Annotated in this window: 16 protein-coding genes; 4 read left to right on the plus strand and 12 right to left on the minus strand. The window is 47.6% G+C overall.

Annotated features, from left to right (window positions below):
* Positions 1-138 precede the first annotated feature (138 nt).
* The 6 genes from IEU85_RS06720 to IEU85_RS06745 all read right to left on the minus strand — a co-directional run bounded on the left by IEU85_RS06720 (position 139) and on the right by IEU85_RS06745 (position 5,648).
* A complete protein-coding gene (locus IEU85_RS06720; protein WP_188355481.1) occupies positions 139-477 on the minus strand; it encodes a P-II family nitrogen regulator in 339 nt (112 codons plus the stop codon).
* A gap of 1 nt (position 478) precedes the next feature.
* Positions 479-1,765: an ammonium transporter gene (locus IEU85_RS06725; protein WP_188355482.1), complete on the minus strand. Its 1,287-nt coding sequence runs from the start codon at positions 1,763-1,765 to the stop codon at positions 479-481.
* A gap of 364 nt (positions 1,766-2,129) precedes the next feature.
* The gene (gene ftsY / locus IEU85_RS06730; RefSeq protein ID WP_443093424.1) at positions 2,130-3,269 is read right to left on the minus strand and encodes a signal recognition particle-docking protein FtsY; all 1,140 of its coding nucleotides are present in this window, start codon (positions 3,267-3,269) and stop codon (positions 2,130-2,132) included.
* A gap of 178 nt (positions 3,270-3,447) precedes the next feature.
* The gene (locus IEU85_RS06735; RefSeq protein WP_188355484.1) at positions 3,448-3,819 is read right to left on the minus strand and encodes a hypothetical protein; all 372 of its coding nucleotides are present in this window, start codon (positions 3,817-3,819) and stop codon (positions 3,448-3,450) included.
* A 121-nt stretch (positions 3,820-3,940) separates the two neighbouring features.
* Positions 3,941-5,206 (minus strand): threonine ammonia-lyase, encoded by a 1,266-nt coding sequence (gene ilvA, locus IEU85_RS06740; protein ID WP_188355485.1) that lies wholly within the window; start codon positions 5,204-5,206, stop codon positions 3,941-3,943.
* Between the two features lie 4 nt (positions 5,207-5,210).
* Positions 5,211-5,648 (minus strand): nucleoside deaminase, encoded by a 438-nt coding sequence (locus tag IEU85_RS06745; protein WP_188355521.1) that lies wholly within the window; start codon positions 5,646-5,648, stop codon positions 5,211-5,213.
* A 177-nt stretch (positions 5,649-5,825) separates the two neighbouring features.
* Here IEU85_RS06745 and upp point away from each other — a divergent pair, with 177 nt between their 5' ends.
* The gene (gene upp, locus IEU85_RS06750; protein ID WP_188355486.1) at positions 5,826-6,464 is read left to right on the plus strand and encodes a uracil phosphoribosyltransferase; all 639 of its coding nucleotides are present in this window, start codon (positions 5,826-5,828) and stop codon (positions 6,462-6,464) included.
* 151 nt (positions 6,465-6,615) lie between these two features.
* Here upp and IEU85_RS06755 read toward each other — a convergent pair whose 3' ends face one another.
* Positions 6,616-6,843: a hypothetical protein gene (locus IEU85_RS06755; protein ID WP_229714814.1), complete on the minus strand. Its 228-nt coding sequence runs from the start codon at positions 6,841-6,843 to the stop codon at positions 6,616-6,618.
* 75 nt (positions 6,844-6,918) lie between these two features.
* On the opposite strand from IEU85_RS06755, the gene rlmH reads away from it, so the two are divergent.
* Together rlmH and IEU85_RS06765 are read left to right on the plus strand one after the other, a co-directional pair.
* A complete protein-coding gene (gene rlmH / locus IEU85_RS06760; RefSeq protein ID WP_188355487.1) occupies positions 6,919-7,401 on the plus strand; it encodes a 23S rRNA (pseudouridine(1915)-N(3))-methyltransferase RlmH in 483 nt (160 codons plus the stop codon).
* 139 nt (positions 7,402-7,540) lie between these two features.
* Positions 7,541-8,965, plus strand: a complete 1,425-nt coding sequence (locus tag IEU85_RS06765; RefSeq protein ID WP_188355488.1) for an L-serine ammonia-lyase — start codon at positions 7,541-7,543, stop codon at positions 8,963-8,965.
* Positions 8,966-9,079: 114 nt separating this feature from the next.
* Here the strand turns inward: IEU85_RS06765 and IEU85_RS06770 are convergent, their stop codons facing one another.
* The 5 genes from IEU85_RS06770 to dnaK form a co-directional block, all read right to left on the minus strand.
* Complete coding sequence (locus IEU85_RS06770) at positions 9,080-9,829, minus strand: hypothetical protein (protein WP_188355489.1); 750 nt, start codon at positions 9,827-9,829, stop codon at positions 9,080-9,082.
* A 272-nt stretch (positions 9,830-10,101) separates the two neighbouring features.
* A complete protein-coding gene (locus IEU85_RS06775; protein ID WP_188355490.1) occupies positions 10,102-10,605 on the minus strand; it encodes a heat shock protein transcriptional repressor HspR in 504 nt (167 codons plus the stop codon).
* Positions 10,606-10,622: 17 nt separating this feature from the next.
* Positions 10,623-11,714 (minus strand): DnaJ C-terminal domain-containing protein, encoded by a 1,092-nt coding sequence (locus tag IEU85_RS06780; protein WP_188355491.1) that lies wholly within the window; start codon positions 11,712-11,714, stop codon positions 10,623-10,625.
* 295 nt (positions 11,715-12,009) lie between these two features.
* Positions 12,010-12,720 carry a nucleotide exchange factor GrpE gene (gene grpE / locus IEU85_RS06785; protein WP_188355492.1) on the minus strand — a complete coding sequence of 237 codons (711 nt, stop codon included), beginning with the start codon at positions 12,718-12,720 and terminating at the stop codon, positions 12,010-12,012.
* A gap of 1 nt (position 12,721) precedes the next feature.
* The gene (gene dnaK, locus IEU85_RS06790) at positions 12,722-14,605 is read right to left on the minus strand and encodes a molecular chaperone DnaK (RefSeq protein ID WP_188355493.1); all 1,884 of its coding nucleotides are present in this window, start codon (positions 14,603-14,605) and stop codon (positions 12,722-12,724) included.
* 373 nt (positions 14,606-14,978) lie between these two features.
* Between dnaK and malQ the strand changes: the two genes are divergently transcribed.
* On the plus strand, positions 14,979-17,162 hold the full coding sequence (malQ, locus tag IEU85_RS06795; RefSeq protein ID WP_188355494.1) for a 4-alpha-glucanotransferase: 2,184 nt from the start codon (positions 14,979-14,981) through the stop codon (positions 17,160-17,162).
* Positions 17,163-17,200 lie beyond the last annotated feature (38 nt).

Here is a 17,200-nt window from a genome sequence, read left to right on the forward strand (position 1 = left end):
TGAAATAGTTATATAACAACATAATGGCGCTAATCTCTCCCATGCTCATAGAGACTAGCGCCAAGTTTTCACTGTTGATTACTGCATCCCTATACTCAATGCAAGCCCTATACTCGATATGAGCTTATCTGAGTATTGTTAGAGAGCAGCTACTCCGGTTTCTCCAGTACGCACACGAATAACCGATTCGATAGGTACAACCCAAATTTTGCCGTCGCCCATTTTTCCTGTAAATGCAGCTTGCGTAATAATTTGGGCAATATGCTCTACTTGGTCATCCTCGGTTAATATTTCAATGCGCACTTTTGGTGTTAAATCCACTAAATATTGCACACCTCGATACACCTCGGTATGACCATGCTGCTGTCCATATCCATTAGCTTCACTCACCGTCATACCGTGAATACCAGCTGAGGTCAGTGCATCTTTTACTTCATCAAATTTATGAGGCTGTACGATTGCGGTTACAAGTTTCATCTCACTTCACCTCCTTGAATACTGCGTTCACAGTGCTCGTGAAATCGTAAGCACGTTCACCATGTTCTGCAATATCGATACCCTCAATTTCCTGATGTTCGCTGACTCGCCAACCCATGGTCTTTTGTAGAGCAAAAACAATAATTGCAGTCAGTACTCCGGAATAAGCAATTACTACTAGGGCAATCACAATTTGCACAGCAAGCTGATGCCAGCTACCACCTGCTAGCAAACCAGTACCTTCACCAAAAAGACCAATGAGAACAGTGCCGGTTACACCACCAACACCATGCACACCCACAACATCAAGTGAGTCATCATAGCCAAACTTGTATTTCAGACTGCATGCGAAATATGTTACGATGCCTGCAATTAAGCCAATTACCATGGACCATAGTGGAGAAACAACATCAGCTGCAGGAGTAATAGCAACCAGACCTGCGACCATGCCAGAAGCAGCGCCCATTGCGGTGTAGTGACCGGTAGTAATGCGTTCGGTAAAGAGCCAGCCAAGAGTTGCCGCAGCCGTGGCAGCGGTAGTGCTTACCCAAGCGTAGCCTGCAGTACCGTTGGCAGCAAAAGCAGAACCAGCATTAAAACCAAACCAGCCAAACCACAGCAAGAATGCGCCAAGCATAACAAATGGCACGTGATGTGGCCTAAATGGTTCTTTACCAAAGCCCTTGCGCTTGCCGATAATCAAGACTGCTACTAATGCCGCAGTTGCCGCGTTAATATGGACTACTGTTCCACCTGCAAAATCGTGCGCACTCGCTCCTAAGAGTTTTGAAATAGCGCCATCGGCAGATAGCAAACCGCCATTCCACACCATGTGTGCCATCGGCGCATACACCAGCGTAATCCATAGTGCTACAAATATCATCCATGTGCTGAATCGAATACGTTCTGCGAGCGCACCGGTAATCAAAGCAACGGTAATCATGGCAAATGTTGCTTGAAATGCCACATCAATACTGTGCGGATATGGTGCATCAGCCCCGTCAACAGAGGTAAATACTCCGTCTACAGGTTTCATCACATCATGGAGCAAAAATCCTTTAATAGGATCTCCAAAAATACCGGCGATAGAATCACCGCCGTATGCGATGGACCAACCCCAGAATGTCCATACTACTGAAGTAACAGCAAGAGCGGCAACAGAAAGCATCAGCATATTCAAAATAGCTTTTGCTCGAACCATGCCACCATAGAAGAACGCAACTCCAGGCGTCATCAAAAATACTAAAGCCGCTGCAGTAAGCATCCATGCGGCGTTTCCCGAATCCATGACTACCTCCCTTTCACACCCATGCGGGTTTACGCATATAGGGTTCAGGTGTTTCTAGAGCACTGTGTCAACTCCAATCGCAAGCTAGTTGGCAAGTACAAGAAGAAACTATGGTTAGTAAAAAGGATTCGAGTTACATGAGTGAATATCAGTAGTTACAGCAATATTTCAACAGCAGTTGAGTGTAACAACTTCGTTATCTTCTTATTCCAAAGATAAACAACTCTGCGCCATCAACTGCCAAGTATGTAGTTTTTGGATCGTTTCCGCATATACAAAAACCGCTATAATACGCTATTGTTGCAGTCAGTAGCGTACCTAGCGGTTAATTATTACAGATTCGTTTCAGCAGGTGTGCATTGCGTTACGCAAGCATGCCTTCTACGAAGGATTGCGGATCAAATGGTGCTAAGTCGTCAGGCCCTTCACCCAAACCGACTAATTTCACTGGCACGCCAAGCTCACGCTGCACATTAACAACAATGCCGCCCTTGGCAGAACCATCAAGTTTGGTCAGCACTACACCAGTAATGCCGATAGCCTCAGCAAATACTTTTGCTTGCATCATGCCGTTTTGACCAGTTGTGGCATCGAGCACAAGCAATACTTCTTCAACAGGCGTGGTTTTTTCGACAACGCGGCGAATTTTTCCAAGCTCATCCATAAGATTTGCTTTATTTTGCAAGCGTCCTGCTGTATCAATAATCAGCACATCGGCATGAGACTCTTGCGCAGTACGTGCCGCATCAAAAGCTACAGAAGCAGGGTCTGCACCGTCTTTTTCTGAGCGCACTACTGGCACACCGCTACGCTCACCCCAAGTGACAAGCTGATCAGCTGCGGCAGCACGGAACGTATCAGCGGCACCTAAAACAACTTGCTTATGCTGGGCTACGAATAAGCGTGCAAGTTTGCCAGCAGTTGTTGTTTTACCAGTACCATTGACGCCAACCATAATAATGACGCTTGGCTGCCCAGCATCCTCACGTAGCGCCACCAGAGAACGGTCAGTGTCACGACCCACAATATCGAGTAGTCGCTCTTTGAGCATATCGCGCACAGCCTGAGGATCGCGTTCACCATGAATACGCGCGTCACGACGTAATTCTTCGACAAGCTGCTCACTCGCCTCAGCCCCCACATCGGCAAGTAGCAATGTGTCTTCTACATCTTCCCAATCTTCTTCGGAGAGATTGTCTTGGGTAAGAATATTGAAAAGCGCTTTGCCGAGCGGGTTAGCACTTGACCCTAATTTGGCTTTAAGTCTAGTCAGGCGACTGGCAATAGATTCTGGTTCTTGTGGTTGTGAACCATGCTCAGTAGCAGCGGCATTTGGTTGAGTAGATTGCGTTTGAGGCTGTTTCTGCGGTTGCTGAGCCTGCTGAGTTTGTTGTTGCTGCTGGGATGTATCAGCAGATAACGCCTGTGATTGCTCTACTGATTCTGATTGAGCTGCACTCTGCGGTTGATTCGTACTCTGTGCTTGCTTGCGCTTGGCATTCATGTGCAAAGCTAAAGCAATAAGTGCCACACCTACCGCGATGCAGAGTATGGCAATAATAACAATTTCCATCGTATCCATGTATTCTAGGATACCTATTACTGTGCACTGTGCTTATGCGAGCGTGCAGATTAGCGGATTACAATGAAGTTCGAAATGCTGTAGTGCAGGCTGCTTGAGGTTAGTCCTTGGTTCCAGACTGCTCTTTGGCGGCATGCTGCGCACTTGATGAGGATGTTGTTGAGGTTGCAGCTGCGGATGGGTGACGTAGCGCTCGAACTTCAACAACTGAGGAAGATTCGTTCACATACACGGGGTTTTCGCTGGTAGCATTTAGCTCTTCACCAGCAGTATCTCCACGCATTGCAGCAGTAGATGGCGTGTAGGCAATTTGTGTACTCACTACACGGGGGCGTTTAGGGGCGCTATTTCCGTTGCCATACATACTGTCTGATTGATGCGACTCCTTACGCGCATGCATCAAAATAGCAGCCACTGCGGCAACAATAATAGCAACCCACACAACAATCAGCACAATGCCCATAACACCCATACCTGATATTGTCGCAAAACCTCACTGCTAGTGCATGCTCATCTGAATAATACATACGATATATGCACTAGCAGTACCATCACTATCCTAGTCAGAGGTATAGCAATTTGCTCTCAACCGACTAGTATACGCGCCGCGGCTGGAATCCTTCGTCTCGCAAAGCCTGCAAAATCTGGTCAATATGTGCAGGACCATTCGTCTCCACAGTCACGCTTAGTGATACTGCATTTGTGTAATGCCCTGATGCCTTGAACTGATCGTGATCCAATGCGATAACATTAGCGCGCTGGTTGGCACATAATGTTGCTACTTTCACCAGCTGACCTGGAGTATCTGGAAGTTCAACTTCAAACTGCATAATGCGTCCACGCGCAATCATACCTTTTTGAATCACAGCGCCCATAGTTACCGTGTCAATATTGCCGCCAGAAACAATAGGCACTACTACGTGATTACCTCCAGCAGATGCGAATGCTCGCGAGCGCAAATTCAAATGTTCCAGTGCTGCTAAAGACACTGCTCCTGCCGCTTCGATAACGAGCTTATGCTTTTCGAGCATCAGGAGAATCATCTCATTGATATCGCGTTCAGAAACCATAACCAAGTCGTCAAGGAATTCGTTAAGCAATGCAAAAGTAAGATCTCCCGGGTGCTTAACAGCTACGCCTTCCGCAGAGGTAACTACCTGATCTGCCGGACTGACACGACCTGACCGAAGCGAATCACGCCATGCTGGAGAACCCTCTGGAATAGCGCCAATCACTCGTACCTCTGGCTTAAATGTTTTAATAGCAAGCGCCACACCTGCACCTAGTCCGCCGCCGCCTAAAGGCACAATCACATCAGTGACATCTGGCACGTCTTCTAATATTTCAAGACCGATAGTACCTTGACCACATACCACTTCGTAGTCGTCAAATGGCGGAATCATGATCATTCCTTGACTTTGCGCAAGGTATTGCGCATGGGCTGCGGATTCGTCGAATACTTCACCATGCAGCACCACATTCGCGCCATAGGCTTTTGTAGCGTCTACTTTCAGCGGTGGAGTAATTTGTGGCATAACCACAGTAGCCTGTATATGACGCTCGCGAGCAGCATAGGCTACGCCTTGTGCGTGATTGCCTGCAGATGCGGTAACAATTCCTTTTGCAATTTGATCATCAGAAAGAGAAGCAATTTTATTGTATGCGCCACGAATTTTGAATGAGCCGGTTACCTGCAAATTTTCTGGTTTGAGTTTAATTATGTGTCCAGTAAGTTCGCTTAATACTGGAGAGTCAATGATTTCCGTGTGGCGGACGGTACCATGCAAGCGCTCGGCAGCGAGCTTGAGCTCTGCTGCGTGATCTCTACGTAAATTTTGTAATACTTCCTGTTGATCCATGCCCCTATCTTAGCCGCGTTTGGGTAAAGAAGTCAGCTAAAAGTGCCATACATTCCGCTTGGCGGACATCACCAATGACTTGCGGAGTTGCTCCAATATGTGGATCGCGTGCAATATCCCATACAGACCCGCATGCACCCATTTTGCTATCCCATGCCCCAAAAGCAATATTTCCTACATGCGCACTTACTGCCGCTCCCGCACACATAGGGCATGGTTCGAGAGTCACCACCAGTGTGCATGCATTAAGGTTCCACGTACCAAGAGCGCGCGCAGCATCGCGCAGTGCCAGCACTTCAGCATGCGCTAGGGGGTCTTGGTGTGCTTGGCGATGGTTATACCCTTTGCCGATAATATCTCCTACGGCATTCAGCACCACTGCCCCTACAGGAACATCGCCTTGCTGGGCTGCTTTATGGGCAAGTTCCAGAGCATCGCTCATGGCATGGTATGCAAGATCTGCAATATGTAAACTCCCGCTGCCAGTATTAGTGCAATCCTTGCAATGCGCAGTATGTTGGTGCTGTTGTTGATGATTGTGCGCCATGCGTGCCCCTTTCAACACTCATTTAACCACACATGCACACACTTGAGTAGCGTTCGCGATAAGCTGGAAAGTATGGAACTTCATGTAGTCTCACACCCATTAGTGGATCATAAGCTCACTGTTCTTCGTGATAAGAACACTCCTTCAAACACCTTCCGTGAACTCGTTAGCGAGATTGTTATGCTCGAAGCCTACGAGGCAACGCGCGACTTGCTAGTGGAAGATGTTGATATTGAAACACCAGTTGCTCCAATGACTGGTAAGCGTATTGCTCCCCCTCGTCCGATGATTGTGCCTGTGCTGCGTGCCGGTCTCGGCATGCTCGACGGCATGATGAAACTGTTGCCAACTGCCGAGGTTGGTTTCTTGGGCATGAAGCGCGATGAGGAAACGCTTGATATTATTACCTACGCAAATCGTTTGCCAGATGATCTAACTGGTCGCCACGTATTTTTGCTGGATCCTATGTTGGCTACCGGCGGCACTTTAGTGGCAGCTATTGAGTATTTGGCAGAACGCGGCGCTCGTGAAATTACGTGCATTGATGTGCTGGCTGCACCTGAGGGGTTGAAGCGTTTGGAAACTGCTGTAGATCCAAGCATTAACGTACGTGTAGTTGTTGCTGCAGTTGATGAAAAGCTCAATGAGAAGGCTTATATTGTGCCTGGTCTTGGTGATGCTGGAGATCGCTTGTATGGCATTGTGGACTAATAGCCACGACTAATAGCTACAAGACTTGAAATCACAGATTTATAGCTATTGAACGCAGTACTACAAATGCTGCATAGCGCAAACTCTATATAGATCATTCTATATAACGTTAATGGTGACTAGTTGGATTCAGCTAGTCACCATTAATGCTTTAAGAAAATTTGAGCGTTTTGTGCTCTCTTGCACACTGTACTAAATACAGATTGATGAGATTTTGATAAGGGATCCCAGTTGATTGAGCTTGCTGCTTGAAATAAGAAATTTCCTCTTCAGCAAGATTCATACTTACGGGACGCCGCTTAACAACATACGGATTTGGTCGAGCGCTCGAAAAATCATATTCTTGTTCCATTTCTGTATCAATATTTTTTTCGCCCATTATTACCATCTTTCCGTATATTGATATCATCAATATATCAAATACATTATGCGCACAGGCTTTTAGAATAACGGTATGCTCAATATTGATGTACTTTGTGTGGGAAAAATTAAAGAACGGTATTTACGTGACGCCATTGACGAATACAGCAAACGTTTAAGCCGGTATTGTAAATTACGCATTATTGAAGTCGCTGATGAAAAAACACCAGACAATGCTAGCGCAGCACAGGAAGAACAGATTAAAGCAAAAGAAGGCGAGCGCTTGGCAAAACATATTCACGATGGCACTTATGTGATTGCGCTTGCTATTGAGGGCAAAATGCTCTCTTCACCAGCACTGGCTGAAAAGCTCAATGCGTTGGCTTTGCAAGGATCGAGCCATATTCAGCTCATTATTGGCGGATCACTTGGCATCGATACATCAATATTGAAACGAGCAGATATGCTGCTGAGTCTTTCTCCTATGACGTTCCCTCACCAGCTGATGCGCGTGATTTTGCTGGAGCAAGTGTATCGTGCATTCAAAATTAATGCGCACGAACCGTACCATAAGTAAGTCTTGCAATAAGTGCCATACATAAGCAAGTCACAGTAAACGCGCCGAGCTTCACAAGAGCGCACAATATCACTAGGCTTAGCATTCGAGTAGCAGGTTTTGCGTCCAAAAGATTACAAAACACTTGAAAGGAAATGGCATGCTTAGCGTTTTGGACATGTTTTCTATTGGCATCGGGCCATCATCTTCACATACAGTAGGACCAATGCGAGCAGCACATGAATTTGCACAGCGCGTAGCTAAATATCATGCCACTTCACAGAAGCCAATTACTCGTATTCATGCCACTTTATTTGGCTCTTTAGCACAAACAGGCCTTGGCCACGGCACCGATCGAGCTGTACTTGCTGGTCTTGAAGGGAAAACTCCAGAAACCGTGGATCCACAAGACGTGCTCCATGATTTAGATATATGTAGTGAGCGCGGCGAACTATGGCTTAATGGCACTATCCGTATGCCGTTTGCGCGCGATGATATTGAATTTGACCGCTGGCATGCTCCAGGTCTGCATCCGAACCGTGTAACCTTGAGCGCGTTTGATGCCAGCAACACTGCCGTTTTGGAAGAAACATATTATTCTATTGGCGGTGGGTTTATTGCAACAGAAGAGCAAATGCGAGAACCTATAGCCACTGTGCAAGATGCTCATGCAAAAACAACAACCATTCCCTTTGATTTTTGTTCTGCAACAGAAATGATTGCTCTGTGTGAGCAGCATCAATGCTCTATTGCTGATTTAATGTGGGCTAATGAACATGCGCTACGCCCTCAAAAGCAGACCGAGCAGAGCATGGACCATATTTGGCGTACTATGCGCGAATGCGTGTCCAACGGGTGTACCAGTACTGAGGAAATGCTGCCCGGCGGATTACATGTGCGCCGCCGCGCTCCAAAACTATACGAACGTATGCGCCCAGACCTAGCATATGTATTAGATGGTAAAACCCCAATTGCTGATTTACGCGCACATGGAGCCGATGCTGAATGGGCAGCACTGTTTGCTATGGCAGTCAATGAGGAAAATGCTGGCGGGGGACGAATTGTTACTGCGCCAACCAATGGTGCTGCGGGCATTATTCCAGCAGTATTGCACTATTATTGGCTACTTTCTGGCAAGTGGGCGCCGCGGGGAATCTACACTTTCTTACTCACTGCATCAGCTATTGGCTACTTATTTAAGCGTAATGCCTCTATTTCTGGAGCAGAAGTTGGCTGCCAGGGAGAAGTTGGATCAGCATGCTCTATGGCAGCTGGCGCACTCTGTGCTGTGCTTGGTGGCACTCCGCGTCAAGTTGAAAATGCAGCAGAAATTGGTATTGAGCACAATTTGGGACTAACTTGCGACCCTATTGGCGGGTTGGTGCAAATTCCATGCATTGAGCGCAACGCTATGGCCACTAATACCGCAATTAACGCTGCTCGTATGGCGTTACTTGGCGATGGCTCGCATATTGTTTCTTTGGATTCTGCTATTAAAACAATGAAAGATACTGGTTTAGATATGATGAGCAAGTATAAGGAGACTTCCCAGGGCGGCTTGGCAGTTAACGTCACCGAATGCTAGTCAAGGATGGCGCTGATGCCGACTGTCATACGCTCGAGGAGTGATTTCGGCAATCTACTATGATTGGTCTCGATTAGCTACGATTAACTATGATTAGCTTTGACAGTCCGCACACTACCACTTGATAGGGTTGAAAAATTCCATCCACCATGGTTCGCTCTCACGTCGCTTGAGTTCATCAGATTGCTGCATCTCCACTATAGCGTAGTCAAATAGAGAAAATGCCTGTATCTCTGGCAATACTGGCACCCCTTGAGTTGGTACCTGCACAATAAATGTACAAACATCACTCATGCTGCTCGATAATACCCCGTTATCATAGTGCCCCTGCCAGCTTGTCGTAATATAGGCAACCACAATATACTTTGAATACGTTGAGTGTGCAAACGCAGATAATGGCATTGGTATAGCATTACTGATTTTTGATTGTATGCGCAGATTAGTAATGGTTCCAGGACTTTCTTCATCCGGTAGAAAGCGTTCATATTCATGGGCAAACTGCAACTCGCTAGGACGCAATACAGCTAGATTCTGCTGGTCTGATGCCGCATCGCCTTTTGACTGGGTTGCATATTGACTTGTATGCTGACCAGCAGATCCAGACTGCTGGTGTAATTCTCCTAATGCTCGATCGAATTGATTGAGCTTTCGTATAATGATTTGTCGAGTTGCTGCAGATGGCTCTTGCGGGAGGCTGGCAAAAAACTGATTTCGTGCTTGCATATTTTCTAGAAAAATGCCTACAACAATAAGTACAGCAAGAATAGCGACTAGAACATCTGTAATACGATGTGAGAACTTACTATCTCTTGAAGTATGAAAGGTATGAGAAGTATGAGAAGCGCGACTTTGCTTTGATTTCATTTGTTGCAGCACCATACTTTAGTGTAACACTCAGCCATTGAGAAATCTCCATTCACAGTGGCTCGTCGATGAGCTTGACAGACAGGCCAACCATCTTGCAGTAAGCCGCAACGCAATCGTAAATATATGGCTTGCCGAACGCGCAAAATCAGAAGTTCAAGCATAATTCATCCTCAATAGTCCACACTGGACTACGCAAAGACATCTGGCATGAGCAAACTGTTAAAACGCAAAGAGGTTTCAGACACATTGTTCGACTGAAACCTCTATTGTTACTGTGCGGTAATTTGCAGCATCGCATGCGTGCGACGGCGTGCTTGACGACGTTGCACTTCTGTGACTTCGCCATCGCTATCAGCTTGAAATACAAAGGATCCTTCCATGCGGCGGCGCAACTGCATCACTTGGCGGCGTAGCTGACGGTTTTCCTCCATCAGCTGCAAAATCCTCGTAATACCAGCCAAGTTAATAGACTCATCCTGGCTCATATGCTGTGCTTGCGAAAGTCGCTCAATATCACGCAGACTGTATCGACGGGCGCCACCCGCAGTACGCTGAGGGACAATCAGCCCAAGCCGATCGTACTGCCTCAATGTCTGCGGATGGATATCTGCTACAAGCGCCGCTTGCCCTACAGAAAACACTGGAAAATCAGCGTTAAGACCAAACTCGTCAACCACATCAAGCGTAATTCTGCCGCTGACAAGCGCCTCTGCCGCAGCTTCGTAGGCTTTGCGCACCTGCGGAGCTAGACGAATATGTTGCTGATACACCATGTGTCTCCTCCTGCTTGCTACTCAGCTTTATCGTGCGACTGTTGAGCAGTGTGCGCTACGCCGTTTTCGCGCTGTTCAGCCAACTGCTCAGAGAATCGAGAGGTTTTCGCCTCGAAATCTTTCGCAGCTTTCTTTTGCAACATATTCCAGTTCGTTGGAATATGCACTTCTAAGTGAGCTACTAAATCACCGGCACCCTCTGGACGTACTACGCCTTTGCCTTTTACGCGCACTACGCTACCTGTGTCTGAGCCTGCTGGAATTTTTACCGTGAGCGGCTTGCCGTCAATATCCGTAGTATTCACTTTGCCGCCAAATGCAGCTTCTGCCACGGTGATTGGAAGTGTCATCACCACATCTTTGCCGTCCATAGCAAAGCGGTCATCTGACTTGACTTTAACAGTCAGATACAAGTCGCCGTTTTTACCGCCATTCCTGCCTTCATGTCCTTTACCTGGAAGGCGGATTTTCTGCCCATCGCGCACGCCAGCAGGAATATGCGTTTTAAACTTCTTCCCGCCAACACCAAGCGATACTGTAGCGCCCTTAATGGCTTGCCGCAGAGTAAGTGTAATTGTAGAATTGCGGTCTTTGCCTTGCTCTGGACGTGGCGCTTCCTGATATCCAGCACCATAGCCAGCTCCAGCATGACCTGCGCCTGCACCATAACCTGTACCAAAGCCTCCAGCGCCGCCGAACGCGCCTAGAATATCACTTAGATCAGGTCCGCCATTGGTGCCAGACGTAGAGAATCGAATGCGCTGTCCGCCAGTGCCAGCACCAGAAGCGCCGCCGAACATGGATCCAAACATATCTGCGAAGGATCCTGCGTCAAATCCACCCTGTCCTGATCCTCCAGCAAAGCGAGCGCCACCCATGCCAAATTGGCGAATAGCGTCATACTTCTTGCGCTGGTTAGCATCAGAAAGCACATCGTAGGCTTCGGAAATGTCCTTAAATTTTTCTTCTGCCTCTTTTGTTTTATTAAGATCAGGGTGATATTTACGTGCTAATTTGCGGTATGCTTTGGTGATTTCATCGTCTTTAGCATCCTTGGAGACACCGAGGACCTTATAGAAATCTTTATTTAACCATTCATTCTCAGCCATCACTGCCTCCTTTCAAGACTGTAAGCCAAGCTTCATGAATTGTGTTTGGGCTCTCTGTTATCTATATGTTGAAAGTTTCTATTTGTGTATGCGTTAGACGTTACTGTTAAACGTCTTACATAATTCTCATCATGCTGCACATCAATACATGCACAATGTTTACATGTTCAATGTTGTAGTTTCGCATATTTGAAACTAGGTGTGCAACAGATATCCATTACACACCTAGATTGCAAAACTCTCGCAGCTTTTGTAGTTTCTACTCAGTTACTGCCACAGAGTCGATACACAGAGGCTACTGTTGCGGAGAAGCAACTACCACACGTGCCGCGCGAATCACGCGATCGCCAATGCGATATCCTGCCTCCACTACAGCATCTACTGTTTCACTTTGCGCCTGTGGGTCAGGACGATGCAAAATTGCTTCGTGCTTAGTTGGGTCAAATTCCTCGCCCTTAACACCAAACTTTTCCACACCGAACTTTTCGAAGGTTTTATCAATTTTTGCAGCGACAGCCTTAAATGAATCATCCATGCCGTCATGTTCACGGATGCGATCCATATCGTCTAAAGCAGGTAGCAATGCCGTCAGCACGTCAATAATGCCATGCTGACGGAAGCGATCCTGCTCCTTAGCTGCGCGGTTGCGGAAATTGATAAATTCTGCACGCTCACGCTGCAATGCTTCTAAATACTCAGCGGCTTCTTTCTTTGCTTGACCAAGTGGGGTGAGGGTGGATTCATCGCCTTGCTCACCGTTATCAGCACTATCTGCACTCTGCTGAGCACTATCTGCAGCACTTGCCTCAGAGTTCGTAGACTCAGCATGTTCAGCTTGCCCGCTTGCCTCATTACTATCTTCGTGATGGGCTTGAGGAGCATCTGCCGACTGTGCCGCACCGTTAGATGCATTGTCAGACGCTGCACCATCAGGGCTGGCCTGCCCAGCTACCTTATCGGCTTCGGGCAGGTCGTTCAAGTAATCGTCTTTATTGAATGCAGCCATATTACTTGTTGTCCTTGTTGTCGTCATCGTCTACGACTTCGGCATCAACTACGTCATCGTCAGACTGTGCACCAGCGTTAGCAGCACCTGCACCAGCGGCGCCAGCGGCACCTGCAGCGCCTTCAGCGCCCTGCTGTGCGTACAGCTGCTCACCAATCTTCTGAGCAGCAGTCATCAACTCAGTTTGTGCGCTCTTAATCTTCTCGATGTCCTCACCCTTCAAGGCTTCCTTCAAAGCGTTCACCTTGTCGGTTACGTCCTTAGCTACATCGTCAGAGAGCTTGTCCTTGTTGTCGTTGACAAGCTTCTCAGTCTGATATGCGAAGCTTTCAGCCTGATTACGGGTTTCAGCATCTTCACGGCGCTGCTTATCTTCAGCTTCGTGTGCTTCTGCTTCCTTCACCATGCGGTCGATCTCGTCCTTTGGCAGACCAGAACCACCGGTAATAGTCATGGACTGTTCCTTACCAGTGCCCTTATCCTTTGCAGAGACATGCACAATGCCATTAGCGTCAATATCAAAGGTGACTTCAATCTGTGGAATACCGCGTGGAGCTGGAGCAATACCAGTCAGCTCAAAAGTACCCAGTGGCTTGTTATCGCGAGCAAATTCGCGTTCACCCTGATATACCTGAATGAGTACAGATGGCTGGTTATCTTCTGCTGTTGAGAAGACTTCACTGCGCTTGGTTGGAATAGCGGTGTTACGATCAATGAGCTTGGTCATAATGCCGCCCTTAGTTTCAATACCAAGGCTCAATGGAGTTACATCAATCAGCAGCACATCCTTACGGTCGCCCTTAATAACTCCAGACTGTACAGCTGCACCAACTGCTACTACCTCATCTGGGTTCACAGACTGATTTGCTTCTTTACCGCCGGTCAGCTCCTTGACCAATTCCTTAACTGCTGGCATACGTGTTGAACCACCAACAAGCACTACGTGGTCAATCTGAGAAATGGAGATGCCAGCGTCTGAAAGCACATTATTGAATGGTGTGCGGCAGCGGCCGAGCAAATCAGCAGTCATTTCCTCGAAGTGTGCACGAGTTAAGGTCTCATCAAGATGCACTGGTACGCCGTCAGCAGTCATAGCCAAGTACTGCATTGAGATAGAGGTTGAAGTAGACGAGCTCAACTCCTTCTTTGCCTGCTCAGCTGCTTCCTTCAAGCGCTGCAAAGCAATCTTATCCTTGGAAAGATCAACGCCATACTTATTCTTTACTTCGCCAACAAGCCAGTCGATAATCTTCTGATCCCAGTCATCGCCACCCAAGCGGTTATCGCCATTGGTTGCCTTCACCTGAATTGTGGAGAAGCCGTCATCATCCTTACCAATCTCCAGCAAGGACACATCAAAAGTACCGCCACCCAAGTCGAATACTAGGATACTTTCATCTTCCTTGCCCTTTTCCAAGCCGTAAGCAAGTGCTGCAGCGGTTGGCTCGTTAATAATACGAAGCACATTCAAGCCTGCAATAGTGCCTGCGTCCTTGGTTGCCTGACGCTGTGCGTCATTGAAGTATGCTGGGCAGGTAATTACTGCATCAGTTACTGGTTCGCCCAAGTATGCTTCTGCATCCCTCTTGAGCTTCATCAAAATCTGTGCGGAAATCTCTTGTGGAGTCCACTTCTTTCCGTCAATTTCTACGCTCCAATCAGTGCCCATATGGCGCTTTACAGAGCTAATGGTGCGGTCAACGTTGGTTACTGCCTGACGCTTAGCAACTTCGCCTACCAAAATTTCACCAGACTTGCTGAATGCTACTACTGATGGTGTAGTGCGAGCGCCTTCAGCGTTTACGATTACTGTTGGCTGACCACCTTCGAGTGTAGCAATGCAAGAATTTGTGGTACCTAAATCAATACCTACTGCGCGTCCCATATTGTCTCCTTTTGCTATGCACATTGCTGTGCATATATTTCTATTCGTTTGTAGCTTTTCGCTCCAAGTCTTAGCAGGCTACTTGTTGCTGGTGCCGGTATTACTGTTACTGCACAGCTCGTTTTGCCTTGCTCTAAACTTGAGCCTATATCACTCAACTTCCTTAAGGCAAATTATATTCCCACTTCTTCACAAAACTTGAGTTAATCAGACTCAACCTGGCGTGTCGCATTATGAACTCGATATGCAAGTCGTATTGCAATCGTTGTCAAAAACATGTATCATATATCCATCGATACGCAAACTTTGCCATGTTTTCATTGGCGAAAATATTTTGGTGACGTTTGCAAAACTGGGATTAAGGCAAGGAAATATGGCACAGACCACCATTCAACAAGAGAGTGAAGAGCGTCTTGCTCGACCATTGATTCAATTGGCACACGCATGCGGTGTTTCGACATCCTACATCGACCAATTGGGTACCTATGTAGAAAATACAGATGAAGCAATTGTAAGTGTGCTCAAAGCACTAGATATTGATGCTTCTGATGATGAGCATATTGCGCAATCGTTAGCAACTATCCAGCAGCAAGCTCAAGAACGCCTTATCAACCCGACTGTAGTTGCCACAGCCGGCAGCGATACTGTACTTACGCTCGGTCCTGCTGCAAACGAGCATACGACAGCATTACTTGATTTAGAAAACGGCGAAACCGAGTCACTGCCAGTTGACCAAAAAGCTAACACCGATGGCACAGTAACCTACAGCGTAGTGATTGGCAAGCAAGTGCCTATGGGCTACCACACACTCACTATTGCGAACGGCACAACAACAGCACAAGCTACTGTACTGTGCGCACCAGCGACTATCCCAGTGCCACCAGCAATTGCAGAGCGCAGCCGTTGGGGTTGGATGACACAAATGTACTCCGTGCGCTCTCAAGATTCATGGGGCGTAGGCGATTACTCGGATTTGCGCACACTTGCAACCGATGCAGCACATACGCATGGCGCTGATTTTATGCTTATTAACCCTATTCACGCTTGCTCGCCAATTGCACCGCTTGAGCCATCACCATACTTGCCAGAGTCACGACGCTTCTTAAACGTCACCTATATTCGACCACAAGATATTCCAGAATACGCGCAGCTCAGCGAACAAGAGCGCACACAAGTAGATGCTTTACATGCTCGCGTTGCTGATGCTAACACCGATGCAGAACCAATTGACATTAACGCCGCTTGGGAAGCAAAGCGCGCAGCATTGCGTATTATTTTCGACCACGGCATGAATGCAGACCGTACTGCTACCTACGAGCAGTTCCTTGATAACACAGGCGCAGACCTTGACACATGGGCAACTTGGTGCGTGGCTTTTGAAGTATGGGGAACTCCTTGGGGCGAAGATTCTTGGTTCACCACTACTACGTTGCAAAGTGAACGCATCCACAGCCTTATTGAAGAGCATCATGATCTCTTTGAGTTTAACCGTTGGCTGCAATGGATTGCAGACTGCCAGATCACCGAAGCACAGCAGGCAGCAAAAGACGCAGGCATGACCCTTGGTCTCATGCTCGATATGGCTGTTGGCGTGCATGATCTAGGCTCTGATGTCTGGGGCAACCCTGAACGCTTTGCCCTTGGCGGTGTCACTGTGGGTTGCCCTCCAGATTTCTACAACCAGCAGGGTCAGGATTGGGGACAGCCTCCGTTTAACCCACGCCATCTTGAGCAAACTGGATACTTGACCTACCGCGAAATGGTACATTCCGTTTTCGCCCACGCTGGTGCAGTGCGCATTGATCACGTGCTCGGACTCTTCCGTCTCTGGTGGATTCCAAAGGGCTTAGGTGCTAAAAATGGCGCTTATGTGACCTACAACCACGAAGCGATGCTGGCAGTACTCACTATTGAAGCCACCCGCGTAGGCGGCATGGTTATTGGCGAAGATCTCGGCACTGTACCTCAAGAAGTGCGCGAAGCTCTCGCAGCACATGGCGTACTCGGCACTGACGTGGCATGGTTTGCCCGCGTTGATAATTCTCCAAATGCCGGCGACCCGTATGCTCCAGCATCAGATTATCGTAAGGGCGCTTTGGCATCCGTCACTACTCACGATTTGCCTCCAACAGCAGGTTATTTGCAATTTGAACATGTTGAATTGCGTGAAAAACTACATCTACTTACCGGACCTGTAGAAGAGTTTGCGGCATCAGCTCTCGCAGAGCGCACAGCTATGATGAATATGCTGGTCGAAGAAGGTTGGTTACGCCAAGAGTATGCGCAAGATGTTGAACATCATGTGCAAGAAGTGGTCGAGGCATTGCATTGCATGCTTACTGCCACCCCTTCGCTACTGCATCAGGCGGCATTAGTTGATGGCGTAGGCGAGCGCCGCTCTCAGAATCAGCCTGGCACTAGCACGCAGTATCCAAATTGGCGTATTCCTCTGGCCGATGGAGATAAGCACGTTGTGCCAACTGATGAAGTGTTCAAGCTTGATCGAGTTCAGCGTCTGGCACGCATTATGAACGGTGAGCTTAGCACACGTCAGTAAGTTCTTACGATAACCAAGTACAACAGATAATGGGCTAT

The sequence above is a fragment of the Galliscardovia ingluviei genome (assembly GCF_014635685.1).
Taxonomy (GTDB): Bacteria; Actinomycetota; Actinomycetes; order Actinomycetales; family Bifidobacteriaceae; genus Galliscardovia; species Galliscardovia ingluviei.

Coding starts and splice junctions, on each gene's coding strand:
- IEU85_RS06720 (WP_188355481.1), bottom strand. CDS start 477: ATGAAACTTGTAACCGCAATCGTACAGCCTCATAAATTTGATGAAGTA.
- IEU85_RS06725 (WP_188355482.1), bottom strand. CDS start 1,765: ATGGATTCGGGAAACGCCGCATGGATGCTTACTGCAGCGGCTTTAGTA.
- ftsY (WP_443093424.1), bottom strand. CDS start 3,269: ATGAATGCCAAGCGCAAGCAAGCACAGAGTACGAATCAACCGCAGAGT.
- IEU85_RS06735 (WP_188355484.1), bottom strand. CDS start 3,819: ATGGGTGTTATGGGCATTGTGCTGATTGTTGTGTGGGTTGCTATTATT.
- ilvA (WP_188355485.1), bottom strand. CDS start 5,206: ATGGATCAACAGGAAGTATTACAAAATTTACGTAGAGATCACGCAGCA.
- IEU85_RS06745 (WP_188355521.1), bottom strand. CDS start 5,648: ATGAGCGATGCTCTGGAACTTGCCCATAAAGCAGCCCAGCAAGGCGAT.
- upp (WP_188355486.1), top strand. CDS start 5,826: ATGGAACTTCATGTAGTCTCACACCCATTAGTGGATCATAAGCTCACT.
- IEU85_RS06755 (WP_229714814.1), bottom strand. CDS start 6,843: ATGGGCGAAAAAAATATTGATACAGAAATGGAACAAGAATATGATTTT.
- rlmH (WP_188355487.1), top strand. CDS start 6,919: ATGCTCAATATTGATGTACTTTGTGTGGGAAAAATTAAAGAACGGTAT.
- IEU85_RS06765 (WP_188355488.1), top strand. CDS start 7,541: ATGCTTAGCGTTTTGGACATGTTTTCTATTGGCATCGGGCCATCATCT.
- IEU85_RS06770 (WP_188355489.1), bottom strand. CDS start 9,829: ATGAAATCAAAGCAAAGTCGCGCTTCTCATACTTCTCATACCTTTCAT.
- IEU85_RS06775 (WP_188355490.1), bottom strand. CDS start 10,605: ATGGTGTATCAGCAACATATTCGTCTAGCTCCGCAGGTGCGCAAAGCC.
- IEU85_RS06780 (WP_188355491.1), bottom strand. CDS start 11,714: ATGGCTGAGAATGAATGGTTAAATAAAGATTTCTATAAGGTCCTCGGT.
- grpE (WP_188355492.1), bottom strand. CDS start 12,720: ATGGCTGCATTCAATAAAGACGATTACTTGAACGACCTGCCCGAAGCC.
- dnaK (WP_188355493.1), bottom strand. CDS start 14,605: ATGGGACGCGCAGTAGGTATTGATTTAGGTACCACAAATTCTTGCATT.
- malQ (WP_188355494.1), top strand. CDS start 14,979: ATGGCACAGACCACCATTCAACAAGAGAGTGAAGAGCGTCTTGCTCGA.